20 protein-coding genes are annotated in these 23614 nt (G+C 46.5%); 7 read left to right on the forward strand and 13 right to left on the reverse strand.

Annotation, left to right across the window (positions count from 1 at the left end; genetic code table 11):
- On the forward strand, window positions 1-369 hold the full coding sequence (locus GV030_RS17570) for a nuclear transport factor 2 family protein (protein ID WP_159585240.1): 369 nt from the start codon (window positions 1-3) through the stop codon (window positions 367-369).
- Window positions 369-1505 carry a glycosyltransferase family 39 protein gene (locus tag GV030_RS17575; protein WP_159584669.1) on the forward strand — a complete coding sequence of 379 codons (1137 nt, stop codon included), beginning with the start codon at window positions 369-371 and terminating at the stop codon, window positions 1503-1505. The genes GV030_RS17570 and GV030_RS17575 overlap by 1 nt, the downstream gene beginning before the upstream one ends.
- Window positions 1506-1645: 140 nt before the next feature.
- Here the strand turns inward: GV030_RS17575 and GV030_RS17580 are convergent, their stop codons facing one another.
- On the reverse strand, window positions 1646-2005 hold the full coding sequence (locus GV030_RS17580; protein ID WP_159584670.1) for a helix-turn-helix domain-containing protein: 360 nt from the start codon (window positions 2003-2005) through the stop codon (window positions 1646-1648).
- 179 nt (window positions 2006-2184) lie between these two features.
- On the opposite strand from GV030_RS17580, the gene GV030_RS17585 reads away from it, so the two are divergent.
- Window positions 2185-2562 carry a DoxX family protein gene (locus GV030_RS17585; protein ID WP_159584671.1) on the forward strand — a complete coding sequence of 126 codons (378 nt, stop codon included), beginning with the start codon at window positions 2185-2187 and terminating at the stop codon, window positions 2560-2562.
- Between the two features lie 82 nt (window positions 2563-2644).
- On the opposite strand, the gene GV030_RS17590 is transcribed toward GV030_RS17585, so the two are convergent.
- Window positions 2645-4528 carry an ABC-F family ATP-binding cassette domain-containing protein gene (locus tag GV030_RS17590; protein WP_159584672.1) on the reverse strand — a complete coding sequence of 628 codons (1884 nt, stop codon included), beginning with the start codon at window positions 4526-4528 and terminating at the stop codon, window positions 2645-2647.
- A 154-nt stretch (window positions 4529-4682) separates the two neighbouring features.
- Here GV030_RS17590 and GV030_RS17595 point away from each other — a divergent pair, with 154 nt between their 5' ends.
- The 3 genes from GV030_RS17595 to GV030_RS17605 all read left to right on the forward strand — a co-directional run bounded on the left by GV030_RS17595 (window position 4683) and on the right by GV030_RS17605 (window position 7801).
- A complete protein-coding gene (locus tag GV030_RS17595) occupies window positions 4683-6470 on the forward strand; it encodes a M61 family metallopeptidase (RefSeq protein ID WP_159584673.1) in 1788 nt (595 codons plus the stop codon).
- A 238-nt stretch (window positions 6471-6708) separates the two neighbouring features.
- Complete coding sequence (gene msrA / locus GV030_RS17600; RefSeq protein ID WP_159584674.1) at window positions 6709-7353, forward strand: peptide-methionine (S)-S-oxide reductase MsrA; 645 nt, start codon at window positions 6709-6711, stop codon at window positions 7351-7353.
- Window positions 7354-7390: 37 nt separating this feature from the next.
- Window positions 7391-7801, forward strand: coding sequence for a Dabb family protein (locus tag GV030_RS17605; protein WP_159584675.1), 411 nt, complete (start codon window positions 7391-7393; stop codon window positions 7799-7801).
- A 17-nt stretch (window positions 7802-7818) separates the two neighbouring features.
- On the opposite strand, the gene GV030_RS17610 is transcribed toward GV030_RS17605, so the two are convergent.
- From GV030_RS17610 to GV030_RS17620, 3 genes are all read right to left on the reverse strand, one after another.
- A complete protein-coding gene (locus GV030_RS17610; RefSeq protein WP_159584676.1) occupies window positions 7819-9018 on the reverse strand; it encodes a GAF domain-containing protein in 1200 nt (399 codons plus the stop codon).
- 102 nt (window positions 9019-9120) lie between these two features.
- A complete protein-coding gene (locus GV030_RS17615) occupies window positions 9121-12027 on the reverse strand; it encodes a PD-(D/E)XK nuclease family protein (protein ID WP_159584677.1) in 2907 nt (968 codons plus the stop codon).
- Window positions 12024-15203: an exodeoxyribonuclease V subunit beta gene (locus tag GV030_RS17620; protein WP_159584678.1), complete on the reverse strand. Its 3180-nt coding sequence runs from the start codon at window positions 15201-15203 to the stop codon at window positions 12024-12026. The genes GV030_RS17615 and GV030_RS17620 overlap by 4 nt, the downstream gene beginning before the upstream one ends.
- A 181-nt stretch (window positions 15204-15384) precedes the next feature.
- Between GV030_RS17620 and GV030_RS17625 the strand changes: the two genes are divergently transcribed.
- Window positions 15385-15747 carry a TonB family protein gene (locus GV030_RS17625; protein WP_159584679.1) on the forward strand — a complete coding sequence of 121 codons (363 nt, stop codon included), beginning with the start codon at window positions 15385-15387 and terminating at the stop codon, window positions 15745-15747.
- Here the strand turns inward: GV030_RS17625 and argH are convergent.
- Genes argH through GV030_RS17665 form a run of 8 tightly spaced genes read right to left on the reverse strand, consistent with a single transcriptional unit; the run spans window position 15744 to window position 23454 of the window.
- Window positions 15744-17075: an argininosuccinate lyase gene (argH, locus tag GV030_RS17630; RefSeq protein WP_159584680.1), complete on the reverse strand. Its 1332-nt coding sequence runs from the start codon at window positions 17073-17075 to the stop codon at window positions 15744-15746. The two genes, GV030_RS17625 and argH, sit on opposite strands and share 4 nt — an antisense overlap.
- Before the next feature lie 5 nt (window positions 17076-17080).
- Entirely contained in the window at window positions 17081-18169 is a 1089-nt protein-coding gene (locus tag GV030_RS17635) for a M20 family metallo-hydrolase (protein ID WP_159584681.1), read from the reverse strand.
- Window positions 18147-18923 (reverse strand): acetylglutamate kinase, encoded by a 777-nt coding sequence (argB, locus tag GV030_RS17640; protein ID WP_159584682.1) that lies wholly within the window; start codon window positions 18921-18923, stop codon window positions 18147-18149. The genes GV030_RS17635 and argB overlap by 23 nt, the downstream gene beginning before the upstream one ends.
- 3 nt (window positions 18924-18926) lie before the next feature.
- Window positions 18927-19871, reverse strand: a complete 945-nt coding sequence (locus GV030_RS17645; RefSeq protein WP_159584683.1) for an N-acetylornithine carbamoyltransferase — start codon at window positions 19869-19871, stop codon at window positions 18927-18929.
- Between the two features lies 1 nt (window position 19872).
- On the reverse strand, window positions 19873-20676 hold the full coding sequence (proC, locus tag GV030_RS17650) for a pyrroline-5-carboxylate reductase (protein ID WP_159584684.1): 804 nt from the start codon (window positions 20674-20676) through the stop codon (window positions 19873-19875).
- A 6-nt stretch (window positions 20677-20682) separates the two neighbouring features.
- Window positions 20683-21654, reverse strand: coding sequence for an N-acetyl-gamma-glutamyl-phosphate reductase (gene argC, locus GV030_RS17655; protein WP_159584685.1), 972 nt, complete (start codon window positions 21652-21654; stop codon window positions 20683-20685).
- Entirely contained in the window at window positions 21647-22843 is a 1197-nt protein-coding gene (argG, locus tag GV030_RS17660) for an argininosuccinate synthase (protein ID WP_159584686.1), read from the reverse strand. The genes argC and argG overlap by 8 nt, the downstream gene beginning before the upstream one ends.
- The gene (locus GV030_RS17665) at window positions 22840-23454 is read right to left on the reverse strand and encodes a GNAT family N-acetyltransferase (RefSeq protein WP_159584687.1); all 615 of its coding nucleotides are present in this window, start codon (window positions 23452-23454) and stop codon (window positions 22840-22842) included. The genes argG and GV030_RS17665 overlap by 4 nt, the downstream gene beginning before the upstream one ends.
- Window positions 23455-23614: the final 160 nt, after the last annotated feature.

The following is a 23614-nucleotide window of genomic DNA, read 5'->3' on the forward strand; positions in this document are numbered from 1 at the left end:
ATCAAACCCAAAGCACTTGTACAAAAATGGGTGGATTTATTCAATACCGCGGATGCCCAGGGCCTTGCCAACCTGTATCATGACGATGCCATCAACCATCAGGTAGCCAATGAGCCCATTTCCGGTAAGCCTGCCATTTACGAAATGTTTAAGTCAGAGTTTGCACAGGCAGAAATGACCTGTGTGGTGGAGCAAATACTCGAGGATGGTGAGTGGGCCATCCTGGAATGGAAAGACCCTCTTGGCCTGAGAGGCTGTGGATTTTTCCAGGTGATTGAGGGAAAAATCCAGCTTCAGCGCGGATACTGGGACAAACTCTCCTTTCTCAGACAACATGACCTGCCTATACCACCCATGTCGGAAACTTAATGATTTCGCCACAAGCATCCGGAGCATTCAAGGCTTTCGCAGAAAGTAAAGCATCAAGTCTGCTGCTTATACTCCTCTGGTTGCTGGCACAACTAATTGCTTACCTGCTCTTTGGTATACAAACCCCCGTAGATACCAAAGAGTATATGACCGATGCATTATCCATCAGCTCGGGTGCATGGCCCTCAGATCACACCTTTTGGTATAGTGGATACTCCTCGCTGCTGGCCTTGATCCATTGGTTTGGAGCACCATATGAAGTGATCATTTGGATACAGCTAATGGCGTCTGCTCTGGCTGCTGCAACACTGTATCGCCTGGCTCAGCTCTGGGGAGGAGAGTCGTCTGCATTTATCGCCACATTACTTTACATCGGGTGGCTGGAGATTCACCAGTGGACCATGATCCTTTATACAGATTCCCTGTTTACAAGTTTGATCATCTTGTCTGTATATGCCATCTATTTTTCACACCATCACTTACAATATTTGGGTGCATTCATACTCATCCTCCTCACAGCGTTTATCAGGCCTGTTGGGGCACTCTTTCTGGTGTCCCTTTTGAGTGCTATGCTTTTTCACTCCAGCGTAAAAACCACTCCCGTTCCCTATCGCATCGGCATTGGCCTGATCGTTCTTGCAGGGTTCCTCATTTTACTCAACTTTATTTTGAGGGATTATGTGTCTTCGTTTATCAATAGCTACTCACAGGCCGAAATCATTTATCCAGGCCGTAGCATCCTTACACCTCCAAAATCGCTGGAGATCCCCGACACAGATTTGCAACCATTGGTTCGCCTTGTTTCTTTCATGGTTTACAATCCCCTCTACTTCCTTCAGCTGTCTCTTATCAAAGGCTTACTCTATCTGGGTCATGTAAAACCTTACTTTTCCATCATACACAATCTGATCATTGTGCTATCACTCTACCCGATCTATTATTTCAGTATCAGAGGATGGAAATCAGTCAAAATGAACCCACTCAAGGCATTCATCACCGTATTCATCAGTAGCCAGATATTAATGATCAGCTTCACCTCCGAGAATTGGGATGGGCGATTTCTCCTGCCGGTACTTCCCTGGATTTTCCTGATGGCATCTATTGGACTGAGTCGTTCGTTTTTCGAATCTGAATGAAAGCGTCTTCACGCAGGACGGGAGCATTCGTCAGGACCCGTCTTACAATCCTAATTTCAGCGATAAAAAGCGGCATCAGATGTAATCTGGTGCCGCTTTTTCACTTTCGCATCCCGTCTCATCGGGGCAAATCTGTGGGATCATTTCCCAAAAATACGCTTGCGGTGCTGCACTCCCCACTCCACCATCGGCTCCAGTACTTGCTTGAGTGACCGACCGGAGGCGGTCAGTTCATACTCCACCGTAACAGGGGTCGTTGGATGCACCGTTCTACTCACAATTCCATTCACCTCCAACTCTTTTAGCTCCTTGGAAAGCATTCTGGGGGTGATTTTAGCAATATCGCGCTCCAATTCCTTAAAGCGCTTCTTGCCATACATCAGCGACCCAATGATGGGTAGCTTCCACTTACCACTGATCACATTGAGCGTGTCATTGATCGCCAGTACGAAATGCGAGGAACAACTCTTTACTTCCTCCAACTCTGAAACTATACTCATATACTTGATTTTCAGGTTACTATACAAAAGTATAGTGATATACTACAGTAAATAGGTTACTAATATATAGCAGCATTCTTAGTTTTGCCGTATTAAACAGATACAAACGAGAAAAATGAGACTCAGGTACAGACTCAGCTCCCTTTTCTCTTCATAACTCATTCAAATTCAACAAAAAGATGAAAAAAGACAAAATTATCTACTGGGCCACCACCGGAATCATTTCGTTGATGATGCTCTTTGCAGCGTTTTCCTATTTCACAGACGAAAACGTGAAAAACGCCATGAGCACGCACCTTGGTTTCCCGGATTATTTCAGAGTGGAGCTAGGCATTGCGAAAGTACTGGGTGCCCTGGCCCTGATTCTGCCTATGGTCCCCACCAGGCTTAAGGAGTTTGCTTACTTTGGGTTTGCCCTCACTTTTGTGTCGGCATTCTATGCGCATCTCTCCAGCGGTGATCCCCTGGCAGCCTCTATAGGTCCTATAGTGTTTTTGGGCGTTCTGGCAGTGTCTTATGTGTATTTCCAAAAGCGAACATCATTGGCACAATCCTAAGCGCAACCAGAGACAAAAAACAACCAGAGACAAAAAAAGGGCCCATTCCTACCGGAATGGGCCCTTTTTCATAACCAATGATTTAAACCCCGGCCTTGTCAGACAACTCCAGCCAGCGCATTTCTTTCTCCTCAATGGAATCCCTGATGGCCTCCAGCTCTTCAGCAAGCTTCTGCAATTCCTCAAAATCCGTCTTTTGATTCATCAGCGCTGTTTTGGCATCCCTTTCCTTTTCTAGTTTGGCTATTTCTCCTTCCAGCTTATCGTATTCGCGCTGCTCATTGTAGGATAGTTTCTTTTTCTCGGTTTTCACTGGCTCCGCAGGTGCAGGACTCTTATCCGTTGACTTTTTAGGTGCTTCTTCCTTTTTGGCCAGTTTTCCCCCTTGCTCCCTGAAGTCGGTATAGTTACCCGGGAAGTCTCGCACTTGTCCCTCCCCTTCAAATATGAACAGGTGATCAGTCAGTTTATCCATGAAGTAACGATCGTGAGAAACAATCATCAGACAACCCTCAAAATTGTCCAGATAATCCTCCAGAACATTCAGGGTCATCAGGTCCAGATCGTTGGTAGGCTCATCGAGAATCAGGAAGTTGGGATTGTTCATCAGCACGCGGAGCAGCTGCAGTCTGCGGCGCTCCCCTCCACTCAGCTTACCCACCATGTTAAACTGCATTTTTGGAGGAAATAAGAATTGATTCAGGAGCTGAGAAGCAGTGATCACCGAACCATCAGCCATCTTGATCACCTCTGCCACTTCCTTGATCACATCTATCACCCGACTGTTGGGGTTGAATATCTGCTCCTCCTGGGTGTAGTAGCCAAACTTGGTGGTCTGCCCCAATTCCATATTGCCACTATCCGGCAATATATTGCCAATCAGGAGGTTTAGAAAGGTGGATTTACCCACGCCATTAGGGCCCACTATACCCACTCGTTCTTTCCGCTGAAAGGTGTGCTCAAAATTCTCGAGGATTTTGATCTTGTCGAACCGCTTGGAAACGTGCTCCATCACAAGAATCTTTTTACCCTGACGCTCACCTTTCAGATTAACCTCCATCTCTGCGCGCTGTATTCCCTTCGAGGCTTTTTCTTTGGTTTCATAAAAAGCATCTACCCGATACTTGGCCTTGGTGCCCCTGGCTTTCGGCTGCCTGCGCATCCACTCCAGTTCTTTTCTCAGCAGGTTCTTGGCTTTATCTACCGTAGCAGCATCCTGTGCTTCGCGCTCGGCCTTTTTCTCCAAAAAGTTTTGATAGTTGCCTTTGTATCTAAAAAGCTCGCCCTGATCAATCTCCATGATCTCATTGGTCACTCTATCCAGAAAGTACCGGTCGTGGGTCACCATCAGAAGGGTAAGATTGGCTGTAGCCAGGTAGCTTTCCAGCCACTCTATCACGTCCAGGTCCAGATGGTTAGTGGGCTCATCCAAAATCAAAAAATCCGGCTTCACTACTAGCGCACGGGCCAAAGCCACCCGCTTTCGTTGCCCACCAGATAGCTCACCCATCTTTTGCTCCAGATCATGCAGCCCCAATTCGCCTAACAATTGCTTTACCTGACTTTCATAATCCCAGGCATTCAGCTGATCCATTCGCTCCAGAACATCTGTGAGGTCAGGCGCATTTTCAGGATCCACGGTAGCCTTGTGTATGGCTATCTCATAGTCCCGGATCACATTAAGTTCTTCAATATCTTCAGCAAAAACCGCTTGTACAATGTTGTCATTGTCGTCAAACTCCGGACTCTGTGGCACCATGGCCACCCGCACGCCTTTTCTAAAAGACACCTCCCCACGATCCGGAGGCTCTATCCCCGCAATAATCTTCAGTAGGGTGGACTTCCCACAACCGTTCACTCCCACCAAAGCGGCCTTTTGGCCTTGCTCCAGTCCAAAAGTTAGATTCTCAAATAGCTGGCGTTCATCATAATTTTTGGCCAGATTTTCCACGGATAGATTATTCATGGCGCAAAGGTATTTGAGTTTACCTTCTCCATGACGATAAGTATCTAAAGAGATTATGATTTACTCTGGCCCACGGATCAAATACCCTTATCGTTTGGGTGACCTACTTTTGTCATTTTAGTATATTCGAACCTTCAAAAACTCCAATGACCATATGCTCAGAATACTCTTTGCGCTGTTGATACTTACTGGCTTCAGTCAAATAAAAGCTCAAACTCCCGTCCGCTACAGCCTTGGGCTGGACAACATACATCATCATGAACTTCGCATCACCGCAACCTTCTCTGATCTCACAGGAGAAACCCTGGAAATCAGGATGCCAAATGCTTCACCCGGCAGGTATGCCGCACACAACTTTGTGAAAAATGTTTATGAAGAAATGGCTTTTGATGCCGCAGGTAATCAACTGCCCTTAAAACGAATTACTCCCTTTTCCTGGGAAATTCCTGTAACTGAAGGCATCGTGAACTTTGCATACACCCTCTACGGAAACCACGCTGATGGCACCTACATGGGCATAGATGCCAAAAAGATCCACATGAACATGCCTCCTACATTTGTCTATGCTCCGGAACTTCAGGATCGGGAAATAGAGCTCATTATTCCTGCCAGTAACCCCGAATGGGAGGTGGCCACTCAGCTCATCAAAAAAAATGATTCTACTTTCAGCGCGCCTGATTACTACTACTTTTATGATAGCCCTACCCTGGTGGGTGAAATCTCATGGAGGCGTTGGGATGTAGAAGGGCAAACAATAGAGATAGCCATGATGCATGAAGGCACGGAAGCCGAGTTGGACAGTTATACCGAATGGGTAAAAAAGGTGGTAAAGAAACAGCAAGAGATTTATGGCTCCCTACCAAAATTTGATTTTGGCAAATACACCTTTCTGGTAGCCTACAACCCATGGGTAGATGGAGATGCGATGGAACACCGAAACTCTACTGTCTGCACTGGCACGGGTAGTCTCAGGGCCAACGCTCATCAATATATTAGTACCATTGCTCATGAGTTTTTCCATGCATGGAATATCGAACGAATTAGACCTGCCTCATTAGAACCCTTTGATTTCGATGTACCCAATCTATCGGAGGCACTGTGGTTTGGTGAGGGCTTCACCTCCTATTTCGAGAAGTTGGTACTGACCCGGGCCAAAATACTGGAGCCAGAGCAATACATCAAAGGGCTTGTAGGTGGGCTGAATTATGTACTCAACAGCCCGGGGCGTTCCTTTAGAGGACCGATAGAGATGAGTCACAATGCACCGTTTACGGACGCCGGTACAGCCAATGATGAGACCAACTACGCCAACAACTTCATTAGCTACTACAGCTATGGTGCAGTGCTGGGGCTGGGACTTGACCTCACCCTGCGTACGAAGTATGATAAAACGCTGGATGAGTACATGCGGGCAGTATGGCTGGAGTTTGGGCAGACGGAGATTCCATACACTATGGCCGACCTGCAAAAAGTACTGGGCGAGCTGACCAGGGACCCTGGATTTGCGGCAGCTTTCTTCGAGCGTCAAATTTATGACAGCAACCTTCCCGACTTTGAAGCACTATTCGCAGAGTTTGGCATCAAAATGTCCCTCCAAAACCCAGGTTCAGCCTACTTTGGCAATCCTAAACTGGACGATGATGGTTATGTACAAAGCACCATCTTGCGTGGTACCGCTTTCTATGAGGCTGGTATAGAAAAAGGTGATCAGATCCTAACTATGAATGGAAGAGAGATCAGTACAACCAGCGACCTCAACAGAGTCATTAATTCATTGGAAATAGGAAAAGAATATACGGTGACTTATAAGCAGTTTGGTAAGGAAAAAACGGGAACATTCACAACAGTGCAGGATCCGAGAATAACACTCTCCTATCTCTCCAATGACAAACTCAAGAAAGCAGTGATCAAAAGGAGAAACCGCTGGCTGCACCTTGAGTGAGTGAAAAAGAAAAGCGCGACCCCCTCTCGGGAGCCGCGCCATCTATCACCGCCTAACCTAACCTTAATGTTTTTGATCGAATTCTATACCTAAACTCTGGATGTTGGCTTTTGGTTCACAACGTTTCAACTTTTTTTTCAAATGTAGCTGCGGCTACATTTACCTTCCAATTTCCAGGTCGGTTTCATCGATATAAACTGTTTTTGCGTAGCAATGTTGTATCATAAACAGTATTAATATGAAAAATTTATTCTTAATCTTCGTGTTGTCCTTCACCATGAGCTGCAATGGCAACAGCAGTGCTTCACAGGCCGATCAGCAAGTGAGTGACCGGAACTATTCCACATTGGATACTGCTACTTTTGCCGGGGGCTGTTTCTGGTGCATTGAAGCATCCTTTGAGCAGATCATGGGGGTGAAGGAAGCTGTGTCTGGTTACGCCGGAGGGGATCCTTCCACTGCAAAATATGAACTGGTGAGTTCAGGGCGGACCGAACATACTGAGACGGTTCAAATCTACTTCGACCCGGAAGTCATTGATTACAGTACCCTTCTGGACATCTTCTTCACGGCACACGACCCCACCCAACTCAACAGACAAGGGCCTGATGTGGGCACTCAATACAGGAGCGCCATTTTTTATCACAATGAAGAGCAAAAAGAACACGCAGAAAAAAAGATGGCTCAGCTTCAGTCGCGGTATTCAGGTAAGATTGTCACCCAGCTAAACCCTTACATAGCATTTTATGAAGCAGAGGCCTACCATCAAAATTATGAGAAAAACCACCCCTTCAATCCATACATTATGAATGTCTCCAGGCCAAAGATCGAAAAGGTGAAGAAGCAATTTTCAGATCGCCTGAAAAAGGAAGCCCGAGACTGATCAAAAATTTTTAAATTGTTTTCAAAAACCCAACCCTATGAACAAGAGAAGATCGTTTTTTAATAAATCCTTATTATCCCTAGCGGGTTTGAGCCTTATGCCCACCATTCTAAAAGCCACACAAAAAGACAAAGTAATCAATGGCCGTTTTATCCATATGGTCTTCTTTTGGCTCAAGCCAGAGACGGATATCGCTGATTTTCAGCGGGCTACCGAAAACTTTCTAATGCAGGTACCTGAGATCGTCAACTACCATCTGGGAGAACCTGCCGGTACTCCCCGCGAAGTGGTAAACAACACCTATTCGGTCAGCCTGGTGGTCACCTTTGCCAGTAAGGAGGATCAGGATATATACCAAAAACATCAGGCCCATCTGAAGTATATCGAGGAAAATAAGGACAAGTGGACCGATGTAAAAATCTTTGATTCCTGGGGCAAGGAAGACTAGTTCCATAGCACGGCAGGTTATTGCCGGGTTTTTACCACTGAGAAAAGTAGCATAACCCGGCCATCTTCCATTCTTACAGATACGGTTGGGTCCTCATCAGTATGAGTTTTCAGCTCTTTGACTATCTCCAACAGTTCCGCCTCGGGCATGCCCCTGGCCTCCAGCACCAAAGCAGCATTGGAATCACCAGATTCCATGGTGATACGGATCTTTTCATGGAGGCTTAAATTGACCATTCTGGAGGCAAACATGGAGAGTGTCATCGCCAACAGCGAAACTCCGAATGGTCTGGGAGTGGAGACAAAAATATCCTCCTCTATTTCAGGTAAGAGCACCCCACCACTTTGTACGGTGCTGTGTCTCGCGAGCTCACGACCAGAGATGGCAATTTCTGATAATAAAGTAGTGGTAGATGAATGAAACACGTGCTCCAGGGCATCGATGGAATCCTCTGCATCATCCACACTTACTGTGATATCATACAGCCCGTTCTGATATTTATCCAGTGCCTCCTTGGCTCGGGACAATGTCTTCAACATCTCCTCCTTGGAGAAGGTGCGTCCGTATAGCGAACGCTCTGCTATTCGCAAAAAAGTGCTCAATTCTAAAATGGTGGCATGTCCAACGTCAATTCCGGATCTGATCGGTTTGAGAAGACCCCGCAGTTCTACCAGGGCCGGAAAAGCAGCATGCTCCAAAAGCATGGCATTGGATTGATTCCTACGACTGGCCAGCGCTGAAAGCCTGCCATTCACCAGCATCGATAGTTTTCTTAAATCATTGCGCTCGGTCTCTGTGAATTTACGGGGCTTGGTATCGAGTACACAGAGTGAACCTACCACCGTATCATTGATGGTGACCGGCATCCCCATGTACGCACGAATATCATATTGCTCCACCAGTTCCTTTGGAACTCTGTCATCCGTAAGAGCATTTTCCACTTCGAAAGATTCACCTGTAGCCACCACAAACTGGCAAAAAGAAATGTCCCTATCAGTCCCTCGCATAGCCGCCAGGTCCTGTGGTAAACCATAGTGGGCTTTGAAGAACTGAACATGCTCCATCACAAGCGTCACAAGGGCTATCGGGGTGTTGAGGTCACGAGCGGCCTCCTCTACGATCATCTTGAGCTTCTCATCATCGGCCTCCGCCAGAAGTTCACGACTAAACACCGTATTGCGGTCTGATCGGGATCCTAAATCATTGATTTTATTCATTCAATCTTCATTCAATCCTCCCAGGGAATAAAAAATGTGCAATTATGGTTAAGTTAAACGTAAATCCGAACGTACACAACCGCTTTAATCAATCGGGTTTCATTACCTCCCGCAAATTTCCCTGTACGGGCAGAATCCGCATTTCTTGTGATCTGTGGTCTGATCAAAAGGTTGCTCCGCACTATACATCTCCGTGAGCACTTCACTCAATACCTGCTCAAACTCGGACTCATATTGATCAAAGTTAGAAACCCCTGTCTTCTGCTGGTTATCAAAAACTTTCCATTCAAAATCTTTGCTGAAAAGGTCGCGACTATTGAAAATACCCGGCTCTATCAGCTCATAGTCCCCGGTATATTTCTGCTTAAATAGGTAGCTGTAAAAAAACACCTGGAAAACGGCTTTCTTGCGGTTTTTGTCCTCACGATCTACCAGAGATTGCACTGTGGTGAAGACCTTTTCGTCCCGGCCAGTCTTATAATCTATCACTCGCACCTTGCCTTCTTTGATGTCCAGCCTATCGATGATCCCTTTGAGTTTTATATGCCTGGTCTTACCTCCGGTCTCCACCGGAAAATCAATGGAGTAGCCATCCCGACTATCGGCCTCCAGCCCCAGAATGCGATATGGAGCGTACTGCTTGTCGTATTCAAGTATTTTATGAATGAATTTGGTGAGAATATCTGCCGCTATGACTGACCGGCCTTCCAGCTGAAATTTCTTTTCATTCTTAATGCCATAGTGTTTGATAAACGCCTTATTGATGGCTCCCCGCACCCCTTCTCGAATCCAAAAAAGATCCTCCGGATATACGACATCACGCTTTTCACGCTTGATAAACTCCTTGTAAAGTAGTTCCATACTGTCGTGCAGAATGTTCCCAAACACCATGGGGTCCATCTCCTCCTGCACCACATCAGGTTCGTAGAGGCGTTCCACATATTTGAAGTAAAACTTCAGCCTGCAATCCAAGTAGGTATTGATGGCACTGGGTGTGAATGCCGATGGTCTGGTTTCACGATCGCCTTCAAAACCCTCGAGATAACGTTCCATTTTACCCAGAATGACCTCATTTTTTTGAATCAAAATGGGTTTAGGCGCTTCGGTTTTTATGGGGCTAGCCAGTATGCGCTTGTGGATCGTAAATTTCGATTCTACTTCAAGCTGCTGCACCAACCGGCTCAGCTCTCCATTCACGTTGAATTCTGCCACCGTATTGTAAAAGAAGTGGACATGACTAGCTCGCTGCAACAGTCGGTAAAAAAGATAAGCGTAAATAGCATCCTGATGATCAAAAACCGGGAGATTGAAGGCCTTTCGGATATTGTAGGGAATAAAAGATCCACGCCGGGGAGCCGCAGGCCAGCTGTCTTCATTCATATTGAGAATAAAGACATGGTCGAAATCGAGATTTCGGGTCTCCAGGATACCCATCACCTGTAGGCCGTTCAAAGGTTCGCCGGTAAAAGGAATTTTCAATGTTCGTGCCAGCCTTCGGAATAACTTGATGAGAAAATCATAGCTCAGGCCCTCTGACCGTTCGCCCATCATCTCATGTAGCTGACTTACATGCAGATAAAATCTGCTGATAAACTCAAGCTCCAGGTCATGACTCTTGTCTTTCCACGTGGCATAAAGCTCCTTCAAAATAGAAAGGAGGTATTCAAAGGCATTCTCTGGTTTTTGGAAAATCAGGGTGAAAATGGGGTGCTCTAAGACAATCTCTTCCTGATACAGGGTGATCCTGTTACGGCTCCTGATTTCACGCACCAGTTTTTTGATGGGCTCCTCTTCCAGCACATAAAGGAGCGGGTGCTCCAGCAGCTCAATCAATGGTTTGTAGTAAAAAGACGTACCATTGATCAGGTTATCCTTTCGCATGTTTTGAAGCAACAGCACACTCTCCAGCAGGCTGTAAACCGGCGTATCTTTCAAAGGATAACCCATGGTAATGTTCACCTTATCAATCTCATCCGGGATGGCATGCAAGGTGGGGAAGAGCATGTGCTCCTTTGGGAGCACCACCACCGCGCGTTGCGGATCAAAAGATGGAGAAGCAGCCAGTTCTTTCAAAGTCTCCGCCAAAACTTTGGTTTGACCCACCTCGAGAGACACCCCTGTGGCATCCATATACTTTTCGGTTTCGAATCGCTTCGGCAAATCCTTCGGAAAGGTCTTTCCCAGCACACTGTCACTGCTATAATCCCGCAAGAAAAAACCGGCTTCCTGCCGAGGGTTGCTGAAGTAATAGTCATCCAGATCCCAAATCACCTGTGCATTCTCTTCCTGCACAAAGTGCTTGATGATCTTCTCTTCTGTATGGGTGAGGGCATTAAATCCTGCGAAATACACCTTTCGGCCTGTACGCAATTGGGTTTCAGACAGGTGCTCCGTGATCTCTCTGTAGATCATTCCTCCATAGGCCTCCCCTCGCTTGCGCAAAGTGGCTTTGAACTCCGTGTAGATGGGCAGCAGGATTTTCCAGGTCTCCAGAAAGGCTTCCTGACTCTTGGTGGTCTTGGGTAAAAAGCTGGACCAAAAACTTTGAATGATACGTTTGTCCTCCTCATCCAAAAAATAAAACTCCTCATCCAGCTCCTTCTGAGACTTGATGCTCGTAAAAAGTTGCTCCGGATTGACCAGATACTGATCGATCTCTTCAAAATCCCGAAGGATCATCTCGCCCCAAAAGAAGAACTGATCAAAGGTCTCCTCATTTTTCTGATGGGTTTTGTACACCTCAAACAGCACAAAAATAGCCTCCAGGGTCTCTATGGATCTGGCGGTGCTAAACCGCCCCACAAAATCCTGCATGCTAGCCACCTCCGGCATCCAAATAGGCTTGGTGATGAATGCAGACAGCGACTGACGAAAAAACAATCCTGCCCGCCTGTTTGGGAATACTACGGTCACCTGATCAAGTTTCCCATCATTCTCCTTGAGAATCCGGTCGGCCAGCTCTGAGATAAAAGTGGGTGACGCACGCTTCTTTTCCTGATCCATTTTCATACCGGTTCCACACTTAAATCACTCAAATAAACCAAATAACCCCGCACACCAGGGTACTCCATTTCCTTCAAAATACGAATGTACTCTGCCACCTGACTTTTGTCCTTGCTCCGCTTGGTCCCGGTTTTGAAATCTATCACAATGGTTTCTTTCTCTGATCTATTGATCCGGTCTATTCGCTTAAAATCCCCTCCGGGGAGCAATATGGGCACCTCATTGGCCACCATCCATTGAGGGTCAAACCAGTCTGCGAGCTCAGGGTGCGAAATAATGGTTTTCAGCTGCTCGTAATCCGAATGGTCAACATACTGGTCCAAATCACTGGTACAATGAATCTTGCTGAGCACCTCGTGCATTCTGATTCCCTGCAAAGTGGCATCCACAAAAACCGCCTCGCTAAGCTCGGCGGATCCTTTGATTTGTACGCTCACCTTGCTCCGCCACGGGGTGGAGAGGTATTCGGTCAGACCAAACTCCAGGGTGGACTGACGCACATTTTCCTTACCTGGGATTTCTCCTATGCGGTAGGCAGTTGCAGACTCATCCCAACCTTCAGTGTCACTCAGCAATGGGTGCATCAAATCATAGGTGCTTCCAAACTTCGCCTTGGGTTTCGGTAATTTAGCAAAGCCAATGAGCACCTCTATCGGTCTGGTAAAAGCTACGTAGAGAAGGTTCAAATTATCCAGATAGGCCTTTAACTTTTCTTGATAGTACGCCTCGGCCCAGTAGGTATTGGCGAGCTTGGAGCTATACTTCAGGGGTATCACCGGCAGCCTGTTAAAAGGGGCATCAGCCAGAGCACCCTCGCACCATAAAATGTTGTCTTTGGTGCCATCATGGTCAAACCCCCATCCCAAAAACGGCAAAATCACCACAGGAAACTCCAGGCCTTTGGCTTTATGAATCGTCAGGATCTTTATGGCGTTGTTGTCATTTGAGATTTGGATGGCCCGTTCTTTTCGCACCTCTTCCCACCATTCTAGAAATGAAGGGATATCCCCGCGTTCATTTTTGGAATAATCCAGAACCGCATCTTGAAAACCCTGCAAATAAGTGAACTCCTGCTTGAATGTATTCAATTCGAAAATCCGCACGATACCCTCCACCAGCTCATAGAGCGGGAGTGTTTTCATATATTCTTTGTGCTTGATAAACTCATTGGGTACAACCTCTTTCCATTCCCGATAAGAGGCAAATATCCCACTCTCAGTAATCTCTTCCTGTGAAATGTACCTTCGGTACTCATAGAGCCACTCATTCAAAACAATGGTGTTTTTCTCGTCGTTCAGCCACTTGATGAGTGAAACAATAAACCTGACCAGATGGCTGGATGTGAGGTACAGGGCCTCACTACTCACCACATCATATTTCAAGTCAGGATCTGCCTCTTCTGAATTCCTGAATGCCAAAAATGCGTCAGCCACCTTTCTGCCCTCGCTACTATATCTCGTCAGAATGGCCATATCCCTCAGTTCGTAGCCCTTTCTCTGCAGATCTTCTGCATAGCGAATAGTCCGGGTGATGGCTTCATCTGCCCATTTCTCATCATCCCCAGTATCATCGTCAGAGATAAACTCAAGGCTCACACTGCCCTGGGGCACAGCTTCTTCTTTTGAGCCCTTTTGAGCCACATCAGAGAAGGTATCAAATACCTCACTCACACGGTCAGCAACCCTTTGCTTCAATACCGGATCCAGTACGTTATCTGTCTGATTAAAAAAATGGTCTTTGGAAAAATCTCTGGCTGACTCAAAAAAGAAATTATTGAAGTCAATTATCCGCTGATCACTCCGCCAGTTGGTATCCAGATTATGCGCTTCTACATGATAGTCGCCAATATCGTCTTTTAGCCTGTTTTGAAGCAACTCCCATTCACCTCCTCTGAAGCGGTAAATGGATTGCTTTACATCCCCGACCACCATGCTGAAATTACCCTCATCGGTGGTATTCTTCACCAGTGGCATAAAGTTTTCCCATTGAAAAGCAGAGGTATCCTGAAACTCATCGATGAGGTAATGACTATAGTTGGAGCCCACCTTTTCATAGATATAGGGGGTATCACTATCGCTAATAATCTGATGGAGAAAATCCGGCAAATCTGCGATCAACATCACGTCATTCTCATCCCGATAGTTCTGAATGTACTTATTGACCTGCGCCAGAATACCAAAGGTGAAGAGGTAACGCTGCACTTCCAGGCTGGAGGCATAGCGAACAAAATGCTGATCTATATAATTGATCGTTTGGCTGTACTTCGGCAGAATGAAGGACTCCAAATAATGATTCAGGTGTCCCTTCTTCAAATTTGGCTTTGTCAGCCATGCCTCCAGGTTATCCATAGCCGCCCGCCTGGGTTCGCTTATCTCAAAATCAAGCGCTTCCAATTTTTGGAATAGTCCGGCAGGACCTCCTTTTCCACGGGAGAAATCACCCACAGTCAACCCCTCCTGCTCCAGGTATTCGGAGAATTCCCTGCTAAACCTTTTGACCTGGTTTTCGAAACCAAATCTGATCTCATTGAGCTCCTTTTTCAGCTTGTCAAAATACCCCGGAGTTTCACTGAGCTTCAAAACCGCCGCTGAATGTTTTTTGAATTCATCTTTCAGTATCTCTCCGGAAAGCGCCGTAATGTCTCTTCTAAAATCCCAGGATTTTCCATCTTCCACCTTGAACTCCGCAAACTCAGTCAACCAGCTCCGTAGCTGCTTCTTGTCCGCCTCGCCTATTTCCTGAAGCATCTTGTCGATCACTCTCTCCAGGACTGTTTTCTGATCCAGATCTATGGTGAACGTTCCCTGAAGACCCATCTCCCTGGCAAAGGATCGGATTACCTGATTGAAGAAACTGTCAATGGTGACAATACTAAACCGGCCATACTGGTGCAGGATATCGCTCAACGTTGCAGAAGCACGCTTTTGGAGTTCGCCTTTGCCAATTCCAAGATCGGCACAGAGATCTGCTTCCATGGGGTGAGCCTCTCCTGCTGCCAGGGTCTTGAGGATGGCCACGATCCGATTCTTCATCTCCTCGGTGGCTTTGTTGGTAAAGGTCACACCGAGAATATGTCGGAAAGCGGCTGGGCGCCCCAACGCAATGGTCAGATAAGATCTGGCCAGGGTGAAAGTTTTACCTGATCCGGCTCCTGACCGGTAAATATGGAATGGTTTTGACATGGACTTTTAAAGATAGCAAAGGGGTGGTCTTGATCGCTCCTGAAGAAGAAAATTAGTCGTCAAATAGCGAACATGACGCGCACTCCTCTTCCCCAAAAACTTAATGTTACGTAATTGTTAATTAATTAATATTTGATTAACATTACCATATCAATTAAGTAATACATCAATTTATAATCACATGAAAAAATACATATTTTCCCTTGCTCTATTAACAGTTGCAGTACTAGCTTTTGCCACCTCTGATTCTAATCTATCCCTACAGGCAAAGGCCATTAATCTGGACGAAGTGGCGGAAAGTATCAAGTACCCTACAATGAGCAACGAAAGTGGCATTGAAGGCACCGTGATTATGTATCTGGAGATTGACGCTGAAGGTAATATTTCAAATACTACAGCACTTGCATACCCATGTAGCAAACTAAAAGAAACGGTTGAGCTAGCGCTCAATGATCTGAAATTCGAACCCGCAAGGAACATTGAAGGCGAGGCAGTAGCCAGCACCTTGCGAATTCCATTCGACTTTCAGCTAAAGATAGACTAAGCAGTCAGACTGCTAAAACACCCACCTATGTGGATGAAAGGGAACTTACTTAGTTCCCTTTTTATTTTTTCGGCCACCTGATCATTCGCCAGATTACCCACGCTACCCAGGTGAGTATGTTTTATCTCCCGATCTGGCCGATAGGTACCCTCTTCTACCCGCTTACCTACTTCCTTGTAAGCGTCCCTAAAGGGCATTCCGTCCAGTACCAGCTGATTGACCAACTCTACCGTGAACAGGTAATCATACCTGCTGTCATTGATCACGTCTGGGTTTACCTTCACCTGACTGAGCGAAAAATCCACAATATCCAGGCACTGCTTCAGGGTCTGGATGCCAGGAAACAAGTGTTCTTTTAGTTGCTGAAGATCGCGGTGATAACCACTCGGAAGATTGCTGAGAATAAGATTCAGCTCATTGGGTAAACTTAGCAGCTGATTGCACCGTCCCCTTACCAATTCGAATACGTCCGGATTCTTCTTATGCGGCATAATACTTGAACCAGTAGTCAGCTCATCCGGAAAGGATAAAAAACCAAAATTTTGGCCGGCATATAAACAGACATCCATGGCTAATTTACTCAGGGTAGCAGCCACTGAGGCCATCGCAGTAGCCAATGCCACTTCGGATTTACCCCTGGTCATTTGTGCATACACCACATTGTAGTTAGGCTCCTCAAAGCCAAGTAACGCTGTGGTTTTCATTCTATCAATTGGAAACGATGAACCATACCCGGCGGCAGAACCGAGTGGGTTCTTATTGGCAACGTCAAAAGCCGCCCTCAAAGCTATGAGATCATCAGAAAGGCTCTCGGCATAAGCCCCCAACCATAATCCGATAGAAGAAGGCATGGCCACCTGCATGTGAGTATACCCCGGAATGAGAACATCTTTATACCGTTCACTTTGACTCAGGAGTGTATCCGAAAGCGATTTTACCAGCCCTACTATCTCCTCAATTTCACCTCTGAAATACATTTTAAGGTCCACCAGCACCTGATCATTTCTGGATCGGCCACTGTGGATTTTTTTACCCACCTCTCCCAGTTTCTTGGTAAGCAAAAACTCCACCTGAGAATGGATATCTTCCATGCCCGGATCAATGGTGAGCTCACCTGCTCTGGCCAGTTGGTAAAGTTGCTTCAACTCCGCACTCAGTACCTTCAATTCCTCCCCGGTAAGCAGCCCGATGCTCTCCAGCATCTCTATGTGCGCCAATGATCCCAAAATATCATAGGGTGCCAGGAGTAAATCGAGCTCCTGATCATTTCCAATAGTAAATGCCTCAACTCTCTTGTTGACGTCTGTAGACTTCTGCCAAAGTTTCATTGATATTAATTTGATTTAAAAAGCTTATTGAGCAGCATGAGGTATCCCATGATGCCCTCTTTGATCTCCTCGACGAAAATATACTCATCGGGCATATGTGAGCGGTTGGAGTCTCCCGGACCAATCTTAACCGTTGGAAAGGGCATCAATGCCTGATCTGACATGGTAGGCGAACCAAAAAACTTTGTGTCCAGTGCCTCAGCAGCCTTCACGATCTCATGGTCTTTGGTGATCCCGGATGGTTGTAGGCGTGTAGAGCGCTCCTGCACCTCACAATTCACCTGTGCCCGGATCAGTTCCAGGGTTTCTTCATTGCTATAGGCATCAGTGGTGCGCACGTCCACCACAAAATGACAGGTATCGGGCACCACATTGTGTTGAGTGCCTGAAGATATCATGGTCACCGACATCTTGATCGGTCCCAAAGTCTCAGATGTTTTTGGAAACTGGTAGTTACGAAACCATTCAATATCTTTCATTGCCAAATAAATGGCATTTTCGCCCTCATCGCGAGCGGCATGTCCGGCCACCCCCCTGGCGTAACAGTCGAGCACCATGAGCCCTTTTTCGTGAATGGCCATGTCCATTTCGGTAGGCTCCCCCACTATTCCAAAGCTGATTTCTCCCAATTCTCTCAGGATACTTTTGATTCCTCCCGGCCCAGAAATTTCCTCTTCGGCCGTAGCCGCCAGAATCAGATTGTACTTCAGGTCCTTTTGCGTATAAAAATACATGAAGGTCATGATCAGTGACACCAGTGCTCCTCCAGCATCATTGCTCCCAAGTCCAAAAAGCTTTCCATCCTCCTCAGAGGGATAAAAAGGGTCTCTTGTGTATCCGGCGTTGGGTTTGACGGTATCGTGGTGCGAGTTCAGTAATACCGTAGGTTTCGAATCATCAAAATCCTGATTTTTCACCCATACGTTATTGCCCTTTCTTTCTGTAGGGACTTCCTGCTCCTCGAAATATCCTTGAATCAGATCAGCCGTTTTGTCCTCCTCCCTGCTAATGCTCTGTGTAGAAATGAGCTGCTTAAGCAAGTCCACAGCCTCACTATGGAGCTGATCCGTGTTATATTTGAAGGAGGCTGCCATGGTTTGAGTTTATTTGATCGTATTTACAGATTCTCACACCCTTCACTCCGCTGTGCAGAGCTTTGAATGAATTCTCTAATTTAGGAATCATCCCGCTATGAATAGCGCCGGATTCTTTCATTTCGATAAAAAAAGATTCTTTAAATGGATTGATCAAAGACTCAGGATCGTTCACATCGGCCAGCACCCCATCCAGTTCAAAAGTGAGGGCCAGGTTGACTTCAAAAAACTCCGCCATGGCCAGTGCAATGGTGCCGGCAATGGTATCTGCATTGGTATTGAGAATGTGCCCGGCGCCATCGTGGGTTAGCGGTGCAATTACCGGCACACCTCCGACTTCAATCATCTTGGTAAGAAAGTCTGCATTAACTTCCACGGGATCACCCACCCAACCATAATCCACTCCATTGGTAACGGGCCGCTTGACCGACCTGATGATCGATCCGTCTGCTCCTGTCAGCCCAATGGCATTGACTCCCAAACTTTGGAGTTTGGCGGTCATTTGCTTATTTACAAGACCTCCATACACCATGGTCACCAAATCTACGGTGGCATCGTCCGTCACGCGACGGCCTTCCACCATTATGGCTTCCATGCCCAGTCGCTCACCTATTTCGGTCGCTATTCTTCCTCCCCCATGCACGAGTATCTTGGGACCTTTGAGTGCTACGAATCCGTCCAAAAAAGCCTTTTGCTTTTCAGGATCTTCGATCACCGCGCCGCCTATTTTGATGACATTGAGTGGTTGTTTCATATTCTATAGATTTTCCAACATTTCTTTGAGGACAGCCTGTGCGCTAAACACTCGATTGGCCGCCTGGTGGATCACGATGGCACTTTTAGAATCGAGCACCTCATCGGCAATCACCACATTTCTTCGCACAGGCAGGCAGTGCATTACCCGCGCATGATTCGTATTGGCCAACTTGGACTGATCAATCATCCATTTAGGATAATTGCCCACCTCGCCGTAGTTCTTATAAGATGACCAGTTTTTGACATACACAAAATCTGCACCCTCAAAAGCCTCTTCCTGATCATAATAGATTTTGGCTCCCTTTGTAAACTGATCTGACAATTCAAATCCCTTGGGTTGCACAATAGAAAAATCAACATCAGCGTGAGTCATCCACTGCGAAAAGGAGTTGGACACCGCCTGAGGCAAGGCATTGATGTGCGGAGCCCATGACAAAACCACCTTCGGTTTAGGTGACTTTTTGAACTCAGAAATAGTCACCAAATCAGCAAAAGACTGTAAAGGATGCAGTGTGGCCGACTCCAGGCTAATAATAGGCACGCCGGAATGCTGGATAAATGCCTTTATGATCTTCTCGCTATAGTCAGCCTTCCGGTCTCGCAATGCCGGAAAGGAACGCACTCCCAGAATATCACAATACTGTCCCAACACAGCGGCCGCTTCACGAATGTGCTCAGCCTTGCCACCGTCCATGACCACTCCATCTTCTATTTCTATCTGCCACGAATCCTGGGTCACATTCATCACCATGGTGTTCATCCCCAGATTGGCAGCCGCTTTCTGAGTACTCATTCTGGTCCTCAGGCTGGAGTTGAAAAACAAGAGCCCTAGTGTTTTGTTTTCTCCCAGATGCTTATGCGCAAAGGGGGATTTCTTCAGAGCAAGTGCTTTTTGCACAAACCCATCGAGATCTTTTACATCATTTACAGAAGTAAAATGTCGCATGCTATTTAATGTTTTTGATTTTTTCGTAAGACACCATTAAGCCTTTTATCAAAGCAGAGCTCAGCCCCTGGTGTTCCATTTCATTCAGTCCGGCGATGGTGCAGCCTTCCGGCGTGGTTACCTTATCAATCTCCACCTCGGGGTGCTGACCATTTTCCAATATCAGGGATGCAGCGCCTTTGGCGGTCTGCACAGCGATCATCTGTGCATCTTCAGAATGAAAACCCATCTGCACACCACCCTGAGTAGCAGCACGAAGGTAACGCATAAAAAAGGCAATGCCACTCGCACCAAGTACCGTAGCAGCCTGCATCAGCTTCTCCTCTATGATGAGGGTCTTTCCAAGCGCATTAAAAATCTTCTGCACAGCCAACGCATCGTCCTTGCTATCCTCAGAGCAAATACACGTCATAGACTCGCCTATGGCAATGGCTGTATTGGGCATAGCCCGAACCACCGGCACTTCCAATTTCAAATGACTCTTGATCTCCGCAATAGAAACCCCGGTGATGACCGAAACCAAAAGATGATCTTTGGTCAGTCCCGGATTGATCTGCTCCAGAAGTCTGGGCAACTGCTTGGGCTGAACACACAGCAAAACCATCTTGGCTTGCTTGACTGCTTCCAGGTTGTTACTGGACACCTGAAACCCCTTAGCCTTCAGATAGCCCACATGATCGAGGTTACGACGTGTTAAACATATCTGCCCAGCCTCCTTTAGTTGCTCCTCCACTATTCCCTGAGCGATGGCAATCCCCAGATTACCTGCCCCTAGTATGGCAATATTGCTATCCGTTAATTCCATTTTTTTTTAAAATCCGGTTGGTTTAAGATTGAGGCCTGCGGTTTCTTCCAGCCCAAAAATCAGATTCATATTTTGAACAGCCTGGCCAGAGGCACCTTTGAGCAGGTTATCGATCATCGAAATCGCCAAAAGCTTGTTGCCTTCCTTCTTCAGATAAACCACTGCCTTGTTGGTATTCACCACCATTTTCAGGTCAGGGTTTCTATTGGTCACATGGGTGAACGGCTGATCCTTATAAAATGCCTCATAAAGGGCGTAAGCTTCAGCCTCGGAGGCATCCGTTTCAAAATAAGACGTGGCAATTATTCCTCTTGTGAAATTACCTCGAAAAGGGATAAAGTTCACCACATGACTCTTCCCTGCCAATTGTGTCAGGCTCTCACCGATCTCATCCAAATGCTGATGGGTGAAGGCCTTGTAGACACTCATGTTTTGATTTCTCCAGGAGAAATGAGAGGTAGGTGACAAAGACTGCCCGGCACCTGTAGAGCCGGTGATCCCTGTGGTATGAATTTCAGATTGGATTATTCCAGCTTGAGCCGCAGGCAAAAGCCCCACTTGAATACAGGTAGCAAAGCAACCGGGATTAGCGATCATGGTTGCCTTTGGGATTGCCGGCCCATTAAGTTCCGGAAGGCCATAGACAAAACCGTCAGCATCATCCTTTAGTCTGAAATCATTACTCAAGTCAATAATTTTGACCGTATCAGGGGCTGGATTGCCCGCTAGAAACACCCTCGACTCTCCGTGGCCTTTGCACAAAAAGAGCACGTCAAGGTTTCGATAGTCCAAATGGGCACTGAAAACCAGATTGGTGTCCCCAATCAGATCTGTATGTATTTCGGTGACCTTTTTCGCGACCTGGCTCTCACTTTGAGCGCAGACCACCTCCGCATTTGGGTGATGAACTAATAATCTCATCAGCTCACCGGCCGTATAGCCGGCTGCTCCATAAATTCCTACTCTGATTTTACTCATCCGTCTGGTGGACTTTGTGATAGATCATGTTTTGGTTTCCGAAGATCTTAGAAAAACCCTTCACATCTTCTCCTGACCATGAATTATTCATTTCTCCATACTTACCAAAACTGGATTGCATCAGGTCATGCTCAGAGGTAATACCGACTACATAGAACCGATAAGGTGCCAGGTGCACCTTCACTGTTCCGGTCACGTACTTCTGGGTACTGTCGTAAAACGATTCGATATCACGCATGACAGGATCAAGATAGTGTCCTTCATGCAGCAGGTTGCCATAAGTCAATGACAACTGATCCTTCATCAAAAGCTGGTTTTTAGTCAATACGTGTTTCTCGAGCGTATGGTGTGCCTTAATAAGGATGACCGGGGCGGCAGCTTCAAAGCCTACTCTCCCCTTGATGCCGATGATGGTATCCCCTACGTGGACATCCCTCCCCAGCGCATAGGCGCTTGCGATGGTATTGAGCTGTTCAATACATTGCACCGGCGTAAGGGACTTGCCGTTCAGACCAACAGGTTCTCCTCCTTCAAAAGAAATCTCCACCACTTCTTCACCAGTCTTTTTCAACTGACTCGGGAAAGCTGCTTCCGCAAGAAACTGATCGGAGGTTAAAGTCTCCTTGCCGCCAACAGACGTACCCCAAAGACCCTGATTCACCGAATACAAGGACTTTTCCCAGTTGCCACTCACTCCGTGATCAATCAGATATTGTATTTCCTCTTCTCTCGAAAGTCGTTTATCACGGATCGGGGTAATGATCTCCTTTTCAGGACACAGGATATTGAAGATCATATCAAAACGTACCTGATCATTACCAGCTCCGGTGCTTCCATGAGCAATGGCATCCACTCCCAGCCTAATGGCCTCCTTGGCAATGGCGGTAGCCTGAAAAACCCGCTCAGCACTCACTGACAATGGGTATGTGTTATTCTTCAACACATTTCCTGCAATGAGGTATTTGATGGCCTTTTGATAAAACTCTTCGGTTACGTCCACATTGGAATGAGATTCACTCCCCAATGATCTGGAGCGTTCCTCCAGCTTATCCAACTCTTCTTTTGTAAATCCACCGGTATTGACGGTGACAGTGTATACTTGGTATCCCAGTTCTTTGAGGTAGAGTGAGCAATAAGTAGTGTCCAATCCACCACTAAAAGCCAACAATACCTTTTTCTGATCACTCATTTAATCTGTACTTTTTGTTTCCACATCATTAATTTCTCCTGCACCTTTTTACTGCGCTGCTTCCATTTACGCTTTTTCTCCTCAGGATCGTAGAGCATACCTGTGCACAGGCAGTGCTGATGATTTTTCCGGGTGAGAATATCATAGTTCACACAGCTGCTACAGCCTTTCCAGAACGCTTCATCGTCGGTCAGCTCAGAAAAAGCAACCGGTCGGTAACCGAGATCCGAATTGATTTTCATGACAGCCATGCTGGTAGTGAGGCCGAACAGCTTGGCATCCGGGTATTTTTCTCTGGAAAGTTTGAAGGCCCTTGCCTTGATGGCCTGAGCCAGCCCATTATTCCTATAATCAGGATTGACAATGAGCCCAGAATTGGCCACATATTTTCCATGGCCCCATGTTTCAATGTAGCAAAAACCAGCAAGCTTACCCGATTTGGTCAGGGCAATTACCGACTTACCATCAGCCAGCTTTCCCTGAACATACTCAGTAGATCTTCTGGCTATGCCAGTACCTCTTTTTTCGGCACTGTCAGCAATCATATCGCAGATTTGCTCAGCGTAATGTATATGTGATGCATCGGCGACCGATACAACAAATTTGTCCATTTTAATAAAGAATAGGTGAATAAAGAATTTTAGCGAGGGGCAGGTCACTGCGTAAGTGTCCTATATAAACATATCAGGCAGAGCGCCTGGGAGACATTAGCCTCGGGGTAGAGTAAGACGATATGTGTATATAAGTTTTCAACTCGTATCTAATTCTTAA

This window comes from Marinoscillum sp. 108, assembly GCF_902506655.1.
In the GTDB taxonomy this organism is placed as follows: domain Bacteria; phylum Bacteroidota; class Bacteroidia; order Cytophagales; family Cyclobacteriaceae; genus Marinoscillum; species Marinoscillum luteum.